Origin of the sequence: Pseudonocardia alni (assembly GCF_002813375.1) — a bacterium.
In the GTDB taxonomy this organism is placed as follows: domain Bacteria; phylum Actinomycetota; class Actinomycetes; order Mycobacteriales; family Pseudonocardiaceae; genus Pseudonocardia; species Pseudonocardia alni.
In genome coordinates this window covers 3079282-3095459 of record NZ_PHUJ01000003.1, presented here as the reverse complement: position 1 = coordinate 3095459, position 16178 = coordinate 3079282, and the positions used below count along the sequence as shown (strand labels likewise).

Here is a 16178-nt window from a genome sequence, read left to right as displayed (position 1 = left end):
GGGACCGTGTGGTCCCGGGGCACCGTCGTGTCCGGGGTCAGCCGCCGGCCCGGCGCGCCTCGCGACGCCTGCGCGCCCCGTCCCGGCGACGGCGCTCGGTGTCGGTCGACGGGACCAGCTCCGGGACCGGGACCGGACGCCGGTGCTCGTCCATCGCGACCATCGTGAAGTAGCAGCTGTTGGCGTGCCGCTGGGTCCGCTCGGTGATGTTCTCCGTGGTGACCCGGATGCCGATCTCCATCGAGCTGCGCCCGGTGTCGTTCACCGACGCCAGGAAGGTCACGAGCTCGCCGATGTAGATCGGTTCGCGGAAGCGGACCCGGTCGACCGAGAGCGTCACGACGTAGGTCCCGGCCCAGCGGCTCGCACAGGAGAACGCGACCTGGTCGAGCAGCTTCAGGATCGCACCGCCGTGGACGTTGCCGGAGAAGTTCGCCATGTCCGGGGTCATCAGCACGGTCATCGTGAGCTGGTGGCGGGGCAGGCCACCGGGCGCGGTCACGTCGCCGCCGCCAGGATCTCCCGGGTCACCGTCTCCCAGGCCGCCGACAGCGGGTCGACCACCGCGAAGTGGTCGCAGCCGGGCAGCTCGACCAGCCGCACCGACGGGTGCCGGCCGGCGTAGGAGCGGGAGACGCCCAGCGGGACGCGGTCGTCGGCGTCGCCGTGCACGATCGTCACCGGCCCGGGCGGGGTCGGGCCCGCCGCCGGGTCCAGGTCGGTGCGCCCGGCCGCCGGGCCGCCGAGGTAGGCGCGGACCGCGCCGTCGCCGAGGTGCTCCGCGTCGGCCAGTGCCAGGTCCGCGACCGGGGCGAGCGGCACCGTCGCCCGCAGCAGCGACGGCTCGACGGCCGCGGCGTGCAGTACCAGGTGCCCGCCCGCGGAGTGCCCCACCGCGACGACCGGACCGGCGACGGCGCGGGCGGCCCGCAGACCGGCGAGCACGTCGGCGACCGTCGCGTCCGGGTCGCCGGGCACCCGGCGGTACTCCAGCGAGGCCACCGGCAGCCCCAGCGCGTTCAGTGCGGCCGCCATCGACCGCAGGTGCGTCCGGTCGATCGGGGGCCGCCAGAACCCGCCGTGCACCAGCACGACCAGCGGGCGGCCGGGCCCGCCGTCCGGCCACAGGTCCATGACCTGGTCGGGGTCGTCGCCGACGGCGACGGTGCGGGGCGGCTCGGGGGCCGGGCGGGACAGGACCGATCCGTTCACGACCGGTGGTCTAGCACGGATCACCCCGACGGGCGCCCCGTGGCGGCCCGCCGTCGCCCGGCCTTGCGCAGCTCCAGCACCGCGACCGCGGCCACCGGCACCAGCACCGCCGCCGTCCACTGCGGACCGGTCAGCGGGGTGAGCCGCAGCGTCTCCCGCAGCACCGGCACGGTCGTGACCACCCACACCGCCACGGCGGTCACCACCGTCCACCACGGCAGGAACCGGTTCGCGAACAGCCCCGCCCGCAGCACCGGCGTCCGCTCGGTACGCATCACCCAGGCCAGCGCCAGGTGCCCGGACAGCCAGCCCACGAACGCGACCGTCTGCGAGGCGGTCACCAGGTACAGCCCGCCGACGGCGACGAACAACGCCGCCGCCCCCGCGGCGAGGTCGCCGAGCAGGGCCCGGTCCAGGAAGCGTGCACCCGGGGCGCGCGGTGGGCGGGTCATGGCGTCGCGCTCGGCGGGTTCCGCGGCGAAGGTCGCGCTCCCCGCGATGTCCATGAACATCTCCAGCACCACGATCTGGATCGGGGTGAACGGTACGGCCATCCCGGTGAGCACCCCGGCGGCGACGGTCGCGACCAGCCCGGCCTTGCAGGCCAGGTAGTAGGCGACGCCCTTGCGCAGGTTCCCGTGCAGCGTGCGGCCCTCGTGCAGGGCCCGGGTGAGGGTGGAGACGTCGTCGTCGGCCAGGACCAGCCCGGCCGCCTCGCGCGCCACATCGGTTCCCGACGAGCCCATGGCCACGCCGACGTCGGCCCGGGCGAGCGCGGGGGCGTCGTTCACGCCGTCCCCGGTCACCGCCACCACCTCCCCGCCGGCCTGCAGCGCCGTGACCAGGCGCAGCTTGTGTGCGGGTGAGACACGGGCGAACACCGGCGTCGACGCGACGGCGGCGGCCAGCGTCGCGTCGTCGAGACCGTCGAGGTCGCGGCCGGTCAGCACCGGGTCCGGGTCGATCCCGACCTCCGCGGCGACGGCCCGGGCGCAGGCGGGGTGGTCGCCGGTCACCATCACCACCCGCACCCCGGCCCGCCGCGCGGCGGCGACGGCCTCGGCGGCGCCCGGGCGCGGCGGGTCGGACAGCGCCACGACCCCCGCGAGGACGAGGTCGCGCTCGGCGTCGCCGACGGTCGCCGGGACCTGCGACGCCGGCCTGCTCGCCACCGCGATCACCCGCAGGCCGCGGGCGGCGAGCGCGGCGACCCGGCCCGCGGTCTCCGGCGACGGCGCCGCGCAGCGGGCCAGCACCGACTCCGGCGAGCCGGTGGTCACCACCGTGGCGGTGCCGGACGCGCCGGCGGGCAGGACGACCGTCATCGTCTCCCGGCCGGGATCGAACGGGAACCGGGCGACCGGTTCGGCGGGCGTCGGCAGGCCCCGGTCGCGGGCCGCGACGAGGAACGCGACGTCGGTCGGGTCACCGGACCAGCCGCCGTCGGGCTCGGGGGCGGTCTCGGTGCAGGCCGCGCCGAGGCCCAGCAGGGTGTCGTCGTCGACGCCCGGGGCCGGTTCGACCCGCGCGACGGCCATCCGGTTGCGGGTGAGCGTGCCTGTCTTGTCGGTGGCGAGCACCGTCACCAGCCCGAGGGCCTCCGCCGCGCGCAGCCGCCGGACCAGCCCGCGCCGCCGCGACAGCCGGTGCGCGCCGAGCCCGAGCACCAGGCTGACGATGATCGGCAGCTCCTCCGGGACCGTCGCGAAGGCCAGGGTGAGCCCGGTCAGCACCATCTCCCGCCACGGCCGCCCGGTCAGCACCCCGATCAGCGGGACGAGCACGCTGAACGCGATCGCCAGTGTCGCGAGGCTGCCGGCGAGCTCGCGCATGGCCTGCTGGAGTGCCGTACGGGGCGGCCGCGCGGCGGCGACGAGCCCGGTGAGTGTGCCGAGCTCGGTGGCCGTCCCCGTCGCGACGACGACGCCGCGGGCCCACCCGGCGACGACCGTCGTCCCGGCGAACACCAGGTTCGCCCGCTCGGCCAACGCGGTGTCGCCGGAGAGCACCCGGGCGGCATCCTTGGGGGCGGCGACGGGTTCCCCGGTGAGGGTCGACTCGTCGACGCGCAGCCCCCAGGTCTCGACCAGGCGCAGGTCGGCGGGCACCCGCGAGCCCGCGGCCAGCGGCACGAGGTCGCCGGGCACGATGTCGTCGACCCCGACCGAGACGGTGCTCCCGTCGCGCACCACCGGCGTCGTCGGGGCGGTGAGCTCGCCGAGCGAGGCGATGACCGACTTCGCGCGGAACTCGGCGAACACCTCGACACCGACGACCGCCGCGATGATCACGACGACGGCGACGGTGTCGTCGAGCCGCCCCCAGACGCCGTAGAGCACCGCGATCGCCGCGAGCAGCAGCATCATCGGCTCGGTGACCTCGTCGGCGAGCACCCGCAGGAAGGTGACCCGACGCGGGACGACCCACCGGTTGGGACCGTGCCGCCCCCGCCGCGCCGCGGCCTCGGCGCCGGTGAGGCCCCGCAGTGCGTCCGTACCGAGGCCGTCGACCACGGCCGCGCCGGTCGTGGCGTGCGCCCCGCTGCTCACGGGCTGCTCACGGGCTCAGTCCGTACGCGGCGGCAGGTCGGGGGCCACGCCCTCGGCGCGGTAGACGGCGGCGGTGAACGCGTCGAGCGCGCGCCGGCAGCGGTCCAGGAGGGCCTCGGCGTCCTTGCCGCGCTCGTCGGGGAAGAAGTCCCGGGACGAGATCGTGGCCAGCCAGCGGGTGAGCCGCTCCAGGTCCTGCTCGTTCTCCTCCAGCTCGGCGAAGGAGTAGTTGTCCCGGGCGGACTCCTTCTCCAGCTCCGCCAGCAGCGCGTCGCCGCGCTCGGTGAACTCACCGAACTCCTTGCCGCGCTCGGCGCGGATCCGGGCGACGATGCCGTCGTCGCTGGTCCCGGCGGCGACGTCGAGGGCGTACGCGGTCCCGCCGGACTCGCGGACGTAGGCCGCGAGCCCCTCCAGGAACGTGCGGTGCTCGTCGGTCGCCGGCAGCACCCACGCGCCGTTCTGCAGGCCGACCGCGCCCGCGGCGCGGGCCCGGCGCCACAGCGTGACCCGGGGGCTCGAGGGGGAGGCGGGCAGCTGCGCGAGCAGTAGGACCCAGCCACCGGACGGCGCGTCGGTCATGCCCAGGACGGTACCGGCCGACACCGGCATGCAACAGGTGTTTCGTCGAGTGCGGCACCGCCGTCGGGTGCGGCAGGCTGGGGCCATGCCCGCCCCCGCCCACCGCCTCGGCCTCGGCCTGGCCGCGATCGCCCGCCCCGCCTACATCACCTCCGGCCGCGCCGGCGAGCTCGGCGACGACCGCGACGTCGCCACCCTGCGCGACCGCTCCCGCGCACTGCTCGACGCCGCGTACGCCGCGGGCGTCCGCTACCTCGACGTCGCCCGCTCCTACGGCCGCGCCGAGGAGTTCCTCGCCGGCTGGCTCGCCGACCGGCCCGGGGTCACCGGCGGTGAGGACCCCGTCGAGATCGGCTCGAAGTGGGGCTACCGCTACGTGGGCGGGTGGCGGACCGACGCCGACACCCACGAGGTCAAGGACCACTCGCTCGACGCCTTCACCGAGCAGTACGCGCTGAGCCGCGAGCTGCTCGGCGACCACCTCGGGACCTACCACGTGCACTCCGCGACGCTCGACACCGGCGTCCTCGACGACGGGCGCGTCCACCGCGCGATGGCTCACCTGCGCGACCGGGGGATCCGGGTCGGCATCTCCACCTCCGGCCCCGCCCAGGCCGACGCGGTGCGCCGGGCGCTCGACGTCCGGGTGGACGGCGAACCGCTGTTCACCTCGTTCCAGAGCACCTGGAATCCGCTCGAACCCTCGGTGGGCCCGGCGCTGGCCGAGGCCGCCGACGCCGGGGCCCGGGTGATCGTGAAGGAGGTCTTCGCGAACGGCAGGCTCCTCCCCGGCGGCGAGGACGGCACCGAGGGTGCCCGCGCGGCGGCGGCGCTGGCGGTACGCACGGGGGTGCCGCTGGACCGGATCGCCGTCGCCGCGGCGCTGGCGAACCCGTGGGCGTGGCGGGTGCTCCTCGGCCCGGTCGGGACCGACCAGCTCGCGTCGAACCTCGCGGGCGCGGAGCTCACGCTGCCCGCGGACGTGGCCGAGGAGCTCACCGCGCTGGCCGAGCCGGCCGAGCAGTACTGGGCCACCCGCTCCGCGCGCCCCTGGAGCTGACCCCGCGTTTCCCGGCGGACATACGCTCGTTTACCTTCCAGCCACCTGGCGGTCGGAGTCGACGTCGTCCACCGATGCCGCCCGGCCGCGTGGTGAGGAGGAGGGGACATGACCGCCCAGGACCATCTCGCCCGGGGCCACGGCGCCCAGGGCCGCGGCGCGCACAGCGCCGACGACGACCCGGCCACGGTCGTCATCCCGCGCTACACCGAGGACACCGGGGCCGGTCCGCGGCCCGCGGCGGCGCCCGGGGCCGCGAGCCCGTCCCGCGCGGAGCCGTCGCCCGAGGCCCAGGCCGCCGCGCCCGGCGCACCGCACCTGGCGCTGCTGCGTCGCGGGCCGGTCGTCGGCACCGCCGCCGCGATCGTCGCCGTGCTGGCGCTGGCCCACTACGGCGCCGCCGTCTACGGCATCGGGCGGCCCGGGTTCGAGATCCCCGCCCCGATCCGGCTGGGCACCGAGCTGAACATCTCGACCTGGTTCAGCTCGGCGATGCACCTGACCAACGCGGCGCTGCTCGCGCTGATCGCGGCGAACTCGGTGCGCCGCGAGCGGTGGCGCTGGATCCTGCTCAGCCTGTCCTGCGCGGTCGTCGCGATGGACGAGACCGCGGCCAACCACGAGCAGGTCGGCTGGATCATCCACACCACGTTCGGCACGAGCGGCTTCCTGACCTACGCCTGGATCATCCCGGCCGTGGTGCTCGTCGCGGTCGTCGCGGCGCTGTGCCTGCCGATGGTGCTGCGTCGGCCGGGGGCCTGGCTCGTCGTCGCCGGGGCGGCGGTGTTCCTGCTCGGCGCGGTCGGGCTGGAGTCGGCCGGTGGGGCCCTGTTCGAGCAGACCGGTGACGTGCAGTCCTTCGCCTACAACGTCCTGGCCGGGACCGAGGAGACCTTCGAGATGGCCGGTCTGGTCATCGCGATGGCCGGGCTGCTGCGCATGGCGGGCGGCAGCGGCCTGCGGATCGCCGGCGCCGGGTTCGTCGACCGGTCCCGCTGACCCACCCGCACACGACGACGGGGCCCCGGTGATCCGGGGCCCCGTCGTGTGTCCGTGCGGTGTTCAGCCCACCCGCGAGTGCTCCTTCTCCTCGGCCAGGCGCAGCACCAGATCGGCGCGCCCGGACTCGATGTCCAGTGCGGACCGCAGCCGCGGCAGCGCGTGGTCGGTGATCCGGGTGCGCAGCGCGGCGAGGTCGGCACCGTCGTCCGCGGTCACGTCCAGGTGGATCTCCGGACGGCGGCGGTCCCCGACGAGCGCGGCGGCGGCGCGCTGTACGCCGTCGTAGCTCTCGATGTCGGCGGCCAGTGCGTCCGCGGCGTGGTCGGAGTGGATCCGGGTCGTCCCGGCGTCCCGGCCCGCCACCTGCGCGGACGGCAGTGTCCACGCCGAGGTGCGCGGCCTGCGCCGGGCCTGGGCGAGCAGCCAGCGCAGCGCCAGCAGCCCGACCACGACGGCGACGGCGAGCGTCACCCACGGCGCCCACTCGGGCAGCGTGAGACCGGCGGGCAACAGCGGGACCGACGGGTCGATCCCGGGAAGCACCTGGCGCAGGACGCCCGTGCCGAACAGCAGCCCGAACACGCCCGCGGCGAGCAGGACGAGCCCGATCAGGAACAGCAGGGTCCGGTTGAGCCGGACCGGTGGGGTCGCGCTGGCCATCACGCCTCCTGCTGCTTCGTGCCGGTCACGGACACCGTGACCTTCGGGCTGCGGGCCGGTCCGACGGCGTCGAGCCGTTGCGCGACCGCGCTGCGGACCCGGTCGCGCAGGTCCGCACGCTCGCCGAACGCGGCGTGCGCGGTGACGGCGGCGCGACGCCCGGTGCTCTTCACCGACGCCTTGGTGATGCCGTCGACACCGGTGGCGGCGTCGGCCAGCGTCCGGTTCAGGCTGCGCCGGGTGACGCCGGAGTCGAGGTGCTCGGCACCGCCGGCCGGGGTCAGCGGGAACACGGTGGGGGTGCCGGGACGCAGTGCGACCACGACGAGCACCAGCCCGACCAGCGCGACCAGACCGGACACGACGAGCACGGGCACGTCGGCACCGGTGAACCCGGCGATGCTGGACCCCAGCACGCCGAAGTCGACGATCGGCTGCTGTCCGAGGAGCAGCTGCACGACCGCGACGGCGACGACGACGCAGAGCGCGAGCAGGACCAACGCCACGATGCCCGCGGCGAGGGACTTGCGGGGGCGGCGGATCATTCGAGTTCCCTCGCGGCCGGCCGGGCGGCGCCCGGGAGGGTGAGTGCGGTGACGACGACGTCGACCCGCGCGACGGACAACCCGGTCAGCGCCTCGACCTGCCGCACGACGTGCGCGCGGGCGCGGTCGCAGACCGCGGCCACCGGGGACGGGTAGGCGACGGAGATCCGCGCGTCGATCCGGGTCGACTGCCCGGAGACGGTCGCCTCGACGCGGGGGTGGCCGCCGGAGTCGTCGCGGCCGAGCATCCGCCCGACCGTGCCGGTGGTGCCACCGACACCCTCGGTCTCCTCCAGGGCCCCGAGCGCGATCTTCTGTACGACCTGGTCGGCGATGTCGACCCGGCCGCGGTCCTCCGGGGCCGTGCCGCCGGAGCCGTCGGCACCTGCGGAGCCGGTGCCGGTGTCGATCGTGCGGGTCGGGGTGTCGTCCGGCGGGGGAGGGGCGAGGCGGGTGGCCCGGATCGTGTCCGGGTCCCCGGTCGCCGTCCCCGTCGGCTCGACGGTGCTCACCGGGTTCACCGGACCTTGTCGCGGCCGCGCCCGGACAGCCCCGACCGCTCGGAGAGCTCGGACAGGTCGAGGTCGCCGTCGAGCCAGCGGCCGACGGCGAGGCCGATCGCGCCGAGGATCAGGGCGAGGACGAACCCGCCGAAGCCGCCGACGATGCCGGCGATGGCCAGGAGGAGGCCGGCGATCAGGCCGATCTGGGTGTTCGTGGACAGGGACATCACAGTCACGTCCTTCGAGACGAGAAGGTACCGGACGTCCGGGGATGTGGGCGGGCGTCCGGGCGGGTCAGGGGGTGGCCGCGGGAGGGACCGGGAGCTCGCCGGTGGCGGGTGCCGAGTCGGACGGCCGGATCGGCGTCGATTCGGTGGGGCCGGCGTAGTCGCCGACCACCACGTCCACCCGCGCGCCCCCGACGACCGGGAGCAGTGCGGTGCGGACCTGGCGGTCGATCTCGGCCACGGAGGCCGGGTAGCGGCCGACCACGTGCACCTCGACGGCCGGGGCCGTGGGGTCCACGCGGATGCCGCTCACCCGGCGCCCGGGCAGGTAGGTGGCGATCTCACCGAACCGGCCGCCGTGCAGCTGCGCGACGCCGGGGCAACCCAGCACCGCGTCGGCGATCCGGTCGGTGTCGACCGCACCCGTGGCGACGATCCCGTCGCCGTCCGCGGCGACGCGGGCGCTCACGCCACCCGCGAGGTGGACTCGATCTTCTTCGGCTCCTCGTCCTTGCCGTCGTCCTCGGACGGCAGGTGGACGTCGTCGACCGAGATGTTGACCTCGACGACCTCGAGTCCGGTCATCCGCTCCAGGGCGGAGATGACGTTGCGGCGGACGGCCTTCGCCAGGTCGGCGATGGAGACGCCGTACTCGACGACGACGTTGATGTCGACGGCGGCCTGCTTCTCGCCGACCTCGACCGACACACCCTGCGAGGCGTTGGTGGTGCCACCCGGGATGCGCTCGCGCAGCGCGCCGAACGCGCGGGCCGCGCCGCCGCCGAGGGCGTAGATGCCGCTGACCTCGCGGGCCGCCAGACCGGCGATCTTCGAGACGACCGTCTCGGCGATGCGGGTGCTGCCGTGCTCGGACTGCAGGGCGGACGGGGTGCCGGTGACGGCCGGGGTCTTGGTCTCGGTGGTGCTCATGTGCGCCTCCAGGTCGTGGCCCGGTATCGGGCCTCACAGTGGTCCGGATCGGGGGGCCGGTTCGTTCCGGTGGTGCCCCGTCGATCCGCTCGACACACATAGGAGGTCCCGGGGCGGCACATCCTCACGGGCGACTTCACGTGGTCGTCGTCACACCGTGGTCGGGGCTGCGGGCCGCTGACCTGGGCTGGAACCCTGTGACCTGCGACGGGAGGTCCGGGCGGGGGGTCGGGCCGACCGGTTTGCGATCACCCGATCAGATGATCATCGGACGTGGCGCTCAGCCGGGCGGGAGGCCGATCGTCCAGCCGGTGACATCGCGCAGTGCCACCTGCCAGCAGGCCGGCTCGACGTAGTTCGGCCCGCCGGCGGCGGTCGGGACCACGAGCGCGTCGGTGAAGTAGATCCAGTGGATGTCCTTCACCGGGATGTCCCGGCCGGGGTGCTCGTCGCCGCGGCCGTCGGCCATGTCGTCGAACATGTCGGCCATCGACGCCGCGGACTCGTTGCCCGGGTCGCCCGCGGTGAGCCGGCGCAGCTGGTCCCCGAGCCCGCGCAGCCAGGCCGAGGGGTGCACGGCGTTGCCGAACACGAGCCCGGCCGGTGTGGCGACGGTGAGCGGGACGCTGTTGCGCTCGTCGCGGTAGGCGATCGACAGCACCGCCTGCAGGTAGCTCGGTGCGCTCAGCTCGGGGATCGTGACCACGCGCTGCGCATCGGCCATTCCGGCGGGTCCGTCGGCGTCGACCGTCATGACTCCGGACGGTAACCAGGAACCGCCCGGTCACGACAGGTCCACGTCGACCTGACGAGAACGACCGGACGGTCCAACGGTCGCACCGCCACCCGGCCCAGCCGACCCCTCAGGAACGGCGTGCGCGCGCTGCGACGCCCGGCTCCGGGCGGCGTGGGGACGGCACCGCCACCTCGGGGCGGACCACGACGTCGAACCGGGCCCCGGCGCGGTCGGGGCCGACGCCGTCGACGGTCTCGTGCGCCCGGCCCGTCAGTCCGCGGGCGGCCGCCGCGGCGGCGAGCGCCTCGTGTACCCGGTCGGCCGTCGCGGCCTGTCCGAACGCCCCGCGGTAGTGGTAGGCGAGCAGCGTCCCGCCCGGCCGGAGGCGGTCCAGCAGGGCGGCCAGGCCGACCTGCAGCGTGACCGTCTCCCAGTAGTAGAGGACGTCGGAGCAGACGATCAGGTCGAAGTCGCCCTCGGGCATCTCGTGCGGGAGCGTGCGGCGGACGAAGGTCCCCGACGGCACCCGGGCGGCGGCCCGCTGGACCGCGGCCGAGCAGATGTCGACCCCGAGCAGTGCCGCGGTGTGCCCGGCGAGGCGGACCGACAGGTCACCCTCGCCGCAGCCGACCTCCAGTACCCGGTCGAAGCGGCGGCCGGCGAGCGCATCCATGACGGTGCCGTACTTCTGCTGCTCGTAGGCCGACAGCCCGATCGAGTACGGGTCCGGGCTGCGGTAGAGCCGGTCGTGCGTGCGCCGGCCCCAGCCCGGCTGCCACAGCCAGGTCTGGCCGGTCCAGCGCGGGTCGCGCTCGTCGCGGCCGAGCCGGGCCAGGCCGCGCACCGGGACCGCGGCGGCACGCGCGCCGCCGCTCAGGGAGAGCCGCGCGATCCGCCGGGCGTGGTCGAGCGGCGTGCGACGGGCGGGTCGGCTCGCGGCCATCGGGCGCTCCCGGGGACGGACGGGTGATACGCCCGGTGTGTCGCCGGACGACCATCTCCGCGTTACGCCGGATGCCCGAGCACTCCCCGATGCGGTGACTCCGCGCTCACTGCCCCTGACGGGCCGCGGTCTCCTCGGACGCCTTCACGACCTGCACCTGGTCGCCGATCTGCAGGTAGTCGAAGTACGCCTTGGCCTCGTCCGGCGGGACGTGGATGCAGCCGGCCGAGGAGCGGTCCGGGTCGCCGCTGTGGAAGGCGATGCCGCCGTCGTTGAAGAACACCGACCAGGGCATCGGGGCCGGGTCGCCGTTCGGCAGCCGCGACTCCTCGCTCTTGTGGGTCGCGTCCTTGCGGTAGACGCGCAGGGAGTGGCCGACCGGGGTCTCCTGGCCGTTGCCGCCCGAGGAGATGCCGATCGGGCCTCGGACGACCTTGCCGTCCTGGATGAGCCAGGACTTCTGCGAGTCCAGGTCGACGCAGGCCTTGGCGGTGACCGAGCACGGGGTGCCCGGGACGAGCGGCTGTGCGCGGGCCTGCTCGGCGGCGGGGGATCCGGCCAGTGCCGTCCCGGCGACGGCGACACCCGCGATGGTGGCCAGTCCGAGGCCCAGTGCGACGAGGCGGCGGGGCCGCTGCCGGACGGTGTCCATGGGGTGCTCCTGTTCGTCCGCGTCGCTCGGGGTGGCGACGCCACGTGATCGTTCCGTCACCGTGGGAGACGCGCGGGGAGCGCCCAGGTTGCGTGACGAAAAGCTCTGCCGTGCGCAGCCAGTCTGCACCCCGGCCCCGACCGGCCCGGACGCGGTGCGCTCCCGTCCCGATCACCCGGAAGGACCGTCTCGGTTCCGATGTCCGGTCCGCCCGGCTCCGTCCGTCCGGCGCAGGGGGACACCTGCTCACGGCACCGGTGGACGCGACGATGCCGACGCCCCGTGGGGTCGCCGGCATCGTCGGGAGGGAGGGGGATCAGCGCGGGTTGACCTCGCCCATCTCGACCCAGACGTCCTTGCCGTCCTCGCTCTGGAAGTTGATGAGCGGCTTCTCCGGCACGACCGAGCCCATGAAGTCGAAGAACTTCTGCGCGTGGTCGGTCTTGACGTGCGCGTCGCCGGCCGCGCTGTCCTTGAAGACCTCCACGATCACGAACTCGTTCTGCTTCTCGTAGTTCTCGTGGTAGTCGAAGGAGATGTTGCCCGGCTCGGAGTTCACGTCCTTCTTGTACTGCGCGATGCCGGACAGCCACTCCTCGCGCTTGTCCGGGCGGATCTGGGCCTTGAGCACGATGAGGATCACATGAGCCTCCGGTTCACTTCTGGTCGGCAACGTCGCCGGGATCGTTCCACGGATCGCCGCACCGCGGGCGTCTCGAAGTGCGACGCCGCGGGCTTGACGAACCCTCAGCCGAAGGTCGCGGTGTCGATCACGAAGCGGTAGCGCACGTCGCCCCGCACGACCCGCTCCCAGGCCTCGTCGACCTGGTCGCAGGAGATCGTCTCGATGTCGGCGCCGAGCCCGTGCTCGGCGCAGAAGTCCAGCATCTCCTGGGTCTCGCGGATGCCACCGATCTTCGAGCCGGACAGGCTCTTGCGGCCTGCGACCAGCGAGAACCCGTGGTAGGACAGCTTCTCCTCGGGCACGCCGACGTTGACCATCGAGCCGTCGAGCTTCAGCAGCCCGAGGTAGTCGTCGACCGGGATCACCGCGGCGACGGTGTTGACGATCAGGTCGAAGGATCCGGCCAGCTCGGTGAAGGTGGACTCGTCCTCGGTCGCGTAGTAGTGCGCGGCCCCGAGCCGCTTGCCGTCCTGCTCCTTGGACAGCGTGCGGGAGAGCACCGTGACCTCGGCGCCCATCGCCGCGGCGATCTTCACGCCCATGTGGCCGAGACCGCCCATGCCGACGATCGCCACCTTCTTCCCGGGGCCCGCGCCCCAGTGGTGGAGCGGGGAGTAGAGGGTGATGCCGGCACAGAGCAGCGGCGCGGCGACGTCGAGCTCGACGCCGTCCGGGATGCGCAGCACGTAGTTCTCGTCGACGACGATCTGCGTGGAGTAGCCGCCGTAGGTGGGCTCGCCGTCGTACTCCTTCGCGTTGTAGGTCTGCACCTCGCCCTCGAGGCAGTACTGCTCCTCGCCGGCCCTGCAGTTCTCGCACTCGCGGCAGGAGTCGACGAAGCAGCCGACGCCGACGGTGTCGCCCACGGCGTAGCGGGTCACGTCGTCGCCGACCGCGGAGACGACGCCGGCGATCTCGTGGCCGGGGACCATCGGGTAGATGCCCTCGCCCCACTCGTCGCGGGCCTGGTGGATGTCGGAGTGGCAGATCCCGGCGTACCGGATGTCGATGACGACGTCGTGCGGCTTCGGGTCGCGACGGGTCACGGTCCCGCGCTCGAACGGTTTGTTCGGGCCGGCGGTGGTCATGGCGGGCACGGTCGTGGGCACGTTTCCTCCTGGTCGGCGTCGCGTGTGGACGTCGTGTCTGGGGTGGCCGGGCTCCGGCGCCGCGGCGGGGACGGGCGGCCGTCGTGCAGCCGCATCGCCATGTGGCTACCCGTTGATGGTTGTGCACAATGCATCGGCGGGCTGTGGTTCACGTCTCCCACCCGCGGAGGAGCGCAGGATCCGTCGGAGGAGGGATCCGCGACCGCGCCACCGTCCCTACCGTCGTGTCATGACCGGGACGAGGGGGACCGCCGCGGTGCGGCGGGAGGACGGGGCCGTGGTCACGACGGCCGTGCGGCCGTGGTGGAACCGGGTGGGCTGGGTGCTGCACGCGCTGCTGCGGTTCGTCCTGATCATGGTCATGCAGGCCTACGTGTGGTCGAAGCTCAACCTGACCCAGATGGGCCGGGCCGACTACTCCGACGCGCTGGCCATGACCGGCGAGAAGAGCCCGATGGGCCTGCTGTGGGGGCTCATGGCCTACTCCCCGGTGATCCAGTTCCTCGCCGGGTTCGCCGAGCTCGTCGTCGTGCTGCTGCTGGTGTTCCGGCGCACGGCGTGGATCGGCGGCCTGCTCGGCACCGTCGCGCTCGGCACCGTCTTCCTGCTGAACATGACCTACGACGTGCCGGTCAAGCAGATCGCCCTCGCCCTGACGCTCGGGTTCGCGCTCGTCGCGGCCCCGGAGCTGCCGCGGGTGGTGCGGTTCCTGGCCGGGCGCCCGACGGCCGCGACCGAGGGGGCCCCGCGGCTGCTGCCGTGGCCGAGGGTCCGCCGGGTCACCCGGTGGCTCGTCCCGGTGCTCGGGCTGGTCCTGGTCGCCGCGCAGGGCGTGCTGTTCCAGCAGTTCCAGCCCGCCCTCCAGCGGGGTGACCTCGCGCTCGCCGGGGTCTACCGGGTGGTGGAGGACCCCACGGCCCCGGCCGCGCGGCTGGCCGACGACCGGCGCTGGCAGCACGTGGCCGTCGGGCAGTGGACCTACGTCGGGCCGTCGGTCCCGCTCCCCGGCTACCCGCAGTCCGGGTCCGCCGGGATCGCGATCCGGCTCGCCGACAGCACCTTCGTCCGCGGGACGTGGCGGCCCGTGGGGGACCGGACGATCCGGGTCGAGTGGAACCCGCCGCAGTCCGGGGCCGCCCCGATGTTCGAGCCCGCCGTCCGGACGGTCGAACTCACCTGGGCGGTCCGGCCCGACGGCCGGGTGGAACTGGCCGGGGACGGGCAGCGGCTCGTGCTGGAGAGCGATCCGGAGCTGCGCTTCCTCTACGACCGCGGCTTCTCCTGGGCGGAGGGCAACGGGGCGGCCGTCAACCGGTGAGGCCCTACGCTGGCCCGATGCTTCCACGGCTCGGGCTCGCCGAGTGGGTCGTCCTGGCCGTGGCCGGTGAGCGCCCGGTGCACGGTTTCGCCGTCGCCGCGCTCACCGCCGCCGACGGCGAGCTGGGCCGGGTCTGGCAGATCCCGCGCCCGGTCGTCTACCGGGCCATCGGCAGGTTGGTCGACGCCGGCCTGATCACCGCCGAGGCCGTCGAGACGAAGGGCGGCCCGCCCCGGACCCTCTACGCCGCCACCCCGACCGGTCGGGGTCACGTGGACGCCTGGCTGGGCACTCCGGTCCCGCACGTGCGGGACCTGCGGTCGGAGTTCCTGCTGAAGCTGGCGGTGCTGCACCGGCACGGCCGGGATGCGACCGCGCTGGTCGACGCCCAGCGTCGCGAGCTGGCCCCGATCGTCGCGGCGCTGCGGGCCGAGCAGGACCGGGCCGGACGGGCGGGGGACGGCGGCGCCGACGAGTTCGACCGGATGCTGGCCGCCTGGCGGCGCACCTCGGCGGAGGCGGCGCTGGCCTTCCTCGACGAGCTCTGACTTGTGCCCCCGGCACGGATAGTGGAGAGTCTTGGTATCCGATCAGGAGGGTGGCCATGATGGACGTACGCATCGGTGACGCCGAGCGGGAGCGCGCACTGGAGCGGCTCGGCAGGCACGTGGGGGACGGGCGGCTCGACCTCGCCGAGTTCTCCACCCGCAGCGAGCAGGTGACCGCGGCGCGCACGGCGTCGGAGCTCGCCGCCGTCGAGGCGGACCTGCCCCGGCTGCCGCGACCCGCCGACCCGGAGCGTGAGCGCCGGGTCCGCCGGACCGTCCTGGCTGCGACCTGGGGGCCGTGGGCGCTGACCGCGGTGGTCGTCCTGACGGTCTGGGCCGCCGTCGCGCTCGGCGGGGGCGGGGGCTACTTCTGGCCGATCTGGGTGATCGGGCCGTGGGGTGCGGTGCTCGCGCTCGGCACGCTCACCGGCCGCTCGGTCGCCGGTCCGTGCGGGTGGGCGAGAACCGGCGCGGAACGGGTACACCGGGTACATGCGCCGTCGTGACCTGACCTGGATCCCCCGCCTGCTGGGCGCCGCCACCGCCGCCTACGGCGCGGCCGTCGCCGCGAAGCCGGACGTGCTGCTGTCGCCGACGAAGCTGTCCGGCGGCGGCCGGACCCCGTCCGCGGGGACCACGCTGCTCGCGCGGGCGGTCGGCGGGCGGGACCTCGCGTCCGGCCTGGCCATGGCGCTGGCTCCGGCCGGTACCCCGCTCAAGGCCGCCGTCGCGGTGCGGGTCGGCGCCGACATCGTCGACCTCGTGGTGCTGGGCTCGCAGCTCCCCGACCGCGACGCCCGGGAGAAGGCGACCATGGTCGCCGCCGGCTGGGGCGCGCTGTGCGCGCTCTCGCTGCTCGCCGCCGACCCGCCGCGCCGGGGGTTGCTCGGGCGCGCATGACAGCCCGCGGGCCGTCC

The 16178-nt window shown here is 74.7% G+C and carries 21 protein-coding genes; 6 read left to right on the top strand and 15 right to left on the bottom strand.

The window, feature by feature from the left end:
• Window positions 1-37: 37 nt before the first annotated feature.
• Genes ATL51_RS15345 through ATL51_RS15330 form a run of 4 tightly spaced genes read right to left on the bottom strand, consistent with a single transcriptional unit; the run spans window position 38 to window position 4343 of the window.
• Entirely contained in the window at window positions 38-502 is a 465-nt protein-coding gene (locus ATL51_RS15345; protein WP_301549038.1) for an acyl-CoA thioesterase, read from the bottom strand.
• A complete protein-coding gene (locus tag ATL51_RS15340) occupies window positions 499-1212 on the bottom strand; it encodes an alpha/beta hydrolase family protein (RefSeq protein ID WP_083658690.1) in 714 nt (237 codons plus the stop codon). The genes ATL51_RS15345 and ATL51_RS15340 overlap by 4 nt, the downstream gene beginning before the upstream one ends.
• Window positions 1213-1232: 20 nt before the next feature.
• Complete coding sequence (locus tag ATL51_RS15335) at window positions 1233-3761, bottom strand: cation-translocating P-type ATPase (protein ID WP_100878985.1); 2529 nt, start codon at window positions 3759-3761, stop codon at window positions 1233-1235.
• Between the two features lie 15 nt (window positions 3762-3776).
• The gene (locus ATL51_RS15330) at window positions 3777-4343 is read right to left on the bottom strand and encodes a Chromate resistance protein ChrB (RefSeq protein ID WP_139282838.1); all 567 of its coding nucleotides are present in this window, start codon (window positions 4341-4343) and stop codon (window positions 3777-3779) included.
• An 85-nt stretch (window positions 4344-4428) separates the two neighbouring features.
• Between ATL51_RS15330 and ATL51_RS15325 the strand changes: the two genes are divergently transcribed.
• Both ATL51_RS15325 and ATL51_RS15320 read left to right on the top strand, forming a co-directional pair.
• On the top strand, window positions 4429-5403 hold the full coding sequence (locus tag ATL51_RS15325; RefSeq protein ID WP_100878983.1) for an aldo/keto reductase: 975 nt from the start codon (window positions 4429-4431) through the stop codon (window positions 5401-5403).
• A 108-nt stretch (window positions 5404-5511) separates the two neighbouring features.
• On the top strand, window positions 5512-6402 hold the full coding sequence (locus ATL51_RS15320) for a hypothetical protein (RefSeq protein WP_100878982.1): 891 nt from the start codon (window positions 5512-5514) through the stop codon (window positions 6400-6402).
• Window positions 6403-6465: 63 nt separating this feature from the next.
• On the opposite strand, the gene ATL51_RS15315 is transcribed toward ATL51_RS15320, so the two are convergent.
• The 11 genes from ATL51_RS15315 to ATL51_RS15265 form a co-directional block, all read right to left on the bottom strand.
• The gene (locus tag ATL51_RS15315; RefSeq protein ID WP_100878981.1) at window positions 6466-7065 is read right to left on the bottom strand and encodes an Asp23/Gls24 family envelope stress response protein; all 600 of its coding nucleotides are present in this window, start codon (window positions 7063-7065) and stop codon (window positions 6466-6468) included.
• A complete protein-coding gene (locus tag ATL51_RS15310) occupies window positions 7065-7610 on the bottom strand; it encodes a DUF6286 domain-containing protein (RefSeq protein ID WP_100878980.1) in 546 nt (181 codons plus the stop codon). Before ATL51_RS15310 ends, ATL51_RS15315 begins: the two co-directional genes overlap by 1 nt.
• The gene (locus ATL51_RS15305) at window positions 7607-8122 is read right to left on the bottom strand and encodes an Asp23/Gls24 family envelope stress response protein (RefSeq protein ID WP_301549037.1); all 516 of its coding nucleotides are present in this window, start codon (window positions 8120-8122) and stop codon (window positions 7607-7609) included. The genes ATL51_RS15310 and ATL51_RS15305 overlap by 4 nt, the downstream gene beginning before the upstream one ends.
• A 5-nt stretch (window positions 8123-8127) precedes the next feature.
• A complete protein-coding gene (locus ATL51_RS15300; RefSeq protein ID WP_062398628.1) occupies window positions 8128-8340 on the bottom strand; it encodes a hypothetical protein in 213 nt (70 codons plus the stop codon).
• Window positions 8341-8407: 67 nt separating this feature from the next.
• The gene (locus ATL51_RS15295; RefSeq protein ID WP_073575989.1) at window positions 8408-8809 is read right to left on the bottom strand and encodes a hypothetical protein; all 402 of its coding nucleotides are present in this window, start codon (window positions 8807-8809) and stop codon (window positions 8408-8410) included.
• Window positions 8806-9270, bottom strand: a complete 465-nt coding sequence (locus ATL51_RS15290; protein WP_073575988.1) for an Asp23/Gls24 family envelope stress response protein — start codon at window positions 9268-9270, stop codon at window positions 8806-8808. The genes ATL51_RS15295 and ATL51_RS15290 overlap by 4 nt, the downstream gene beginning before the upstream one ends.
• Before the next feature lie 280 nt (window positions 9271-9550).
• Complete coding sequence (locus tag ATL51_RS15285) at window positions 9551-10024, bottom strand: hypothetical protein (protein ID WP_100878979.1); 474 nt, start codon at window positions 10022-10024, stop codon at window positions 9551-9553.
• A 109-nt stretch (window positions 10025-10133) separates the two neighbouring features.
• On the bottom strand, window positions 10134-10949 hold the full coding sequence (locus ATL51_RS15280; protein WP_100878978.1) for a class I SAM-dependent methyltransferase: 816 nt from the start codon (window positions 10947-10949) through the stop codon (window positions 10134-10136).
• Between the two features lie 106 nt (window positions 10950-11055).
• Complete coding sequence (locus ATL51_RS15275) at window positions 11056-11601, bottom strand: L,D-transpeptidase (RefSeq protein ID WP_100878977.1); 546 nt, start codon at window positions 11599-11601, stop codon at window positions 11056-11058.
• A 316-nt stretch (window positions 11602-11917) separates the two neighbouring features.
• Entirely contained in the window at window positions 11918-12244 is a 327-nt protein-coding gene (locus ATL51_RS15270) for a putative quinol monooxygenase (protein ID WP_100878976.1), read from the bottom strand.
• 104 nt (window positions 12245-12348) lie between these two features.
• Entirely contained in the window at window positions 12349-13395 is a 1047-nt protein-coding gene (locus ATL51_RS15265) for an NAD(P)-dependent alcohol dehydrogenase (RefSeq protein WP_392567373.1), read from the bottom strand.
• Between the two features lie 229 nt (window positions 13396-13624).
• On the opposite strand from ATL51_RS15265, the gene ATL51_RS15260 reads away from it, so the two are divergent.
• Genes ATL51_RS15260 through ATL51_RS15245 form a run of 4 tightly spaced genes read left to right on the top strand, consistent with a single transcriptional unit; the run spans window position 13625 to window position 16161 of the window.
• Window positions 13625-14713, top strand: a complete 1089-nt coding sequence (locus ATL51_RS15260) for a hypothetical protein (RefSeq protein ID WP_100878975.1) — start codon at window positions 13625-13627, stop codon at window positions 14711-14713.
• A 17-nt stretch (window positions 14714-14730) separates the two neighbouring features.
• Complete coding sequence (locus ATL51_RS15255) at window positions 14731-15261, top strand: PadR family transcriptional regulator (protein WP_100878974.1); 531 nt, start codon at window positions 14731-14733, stop codon at window positions 15259-15261.
• A gap of 56 nt (window positions 15262-15317) precedes the next feature.
• Window positions 15318-15767, top strand: a complete 450-nt coding sequence (locus tag ATL51_RS15250; protein ID WP_208622994.1) for a DUF1707 SHOCT-like domain-containing protein — start codon at window positions 15318-15320, stop codon at window positions 15765-15767.
• A complete protein-coding gene (locus ATL51_RS15245; protein ID WP_100878973.1) occupies window positions 15754-16161 on the top strand; it encodes a hypothetical protein in 408 nt (135 codons plus the stop codon). Before ATL51_RS15250 ends, ATL51_RS15245 begins: the two co-directional genes overlap by 14 nt.
• Window positions 16162-16178 lie beyond the last annotated feature (17 nt).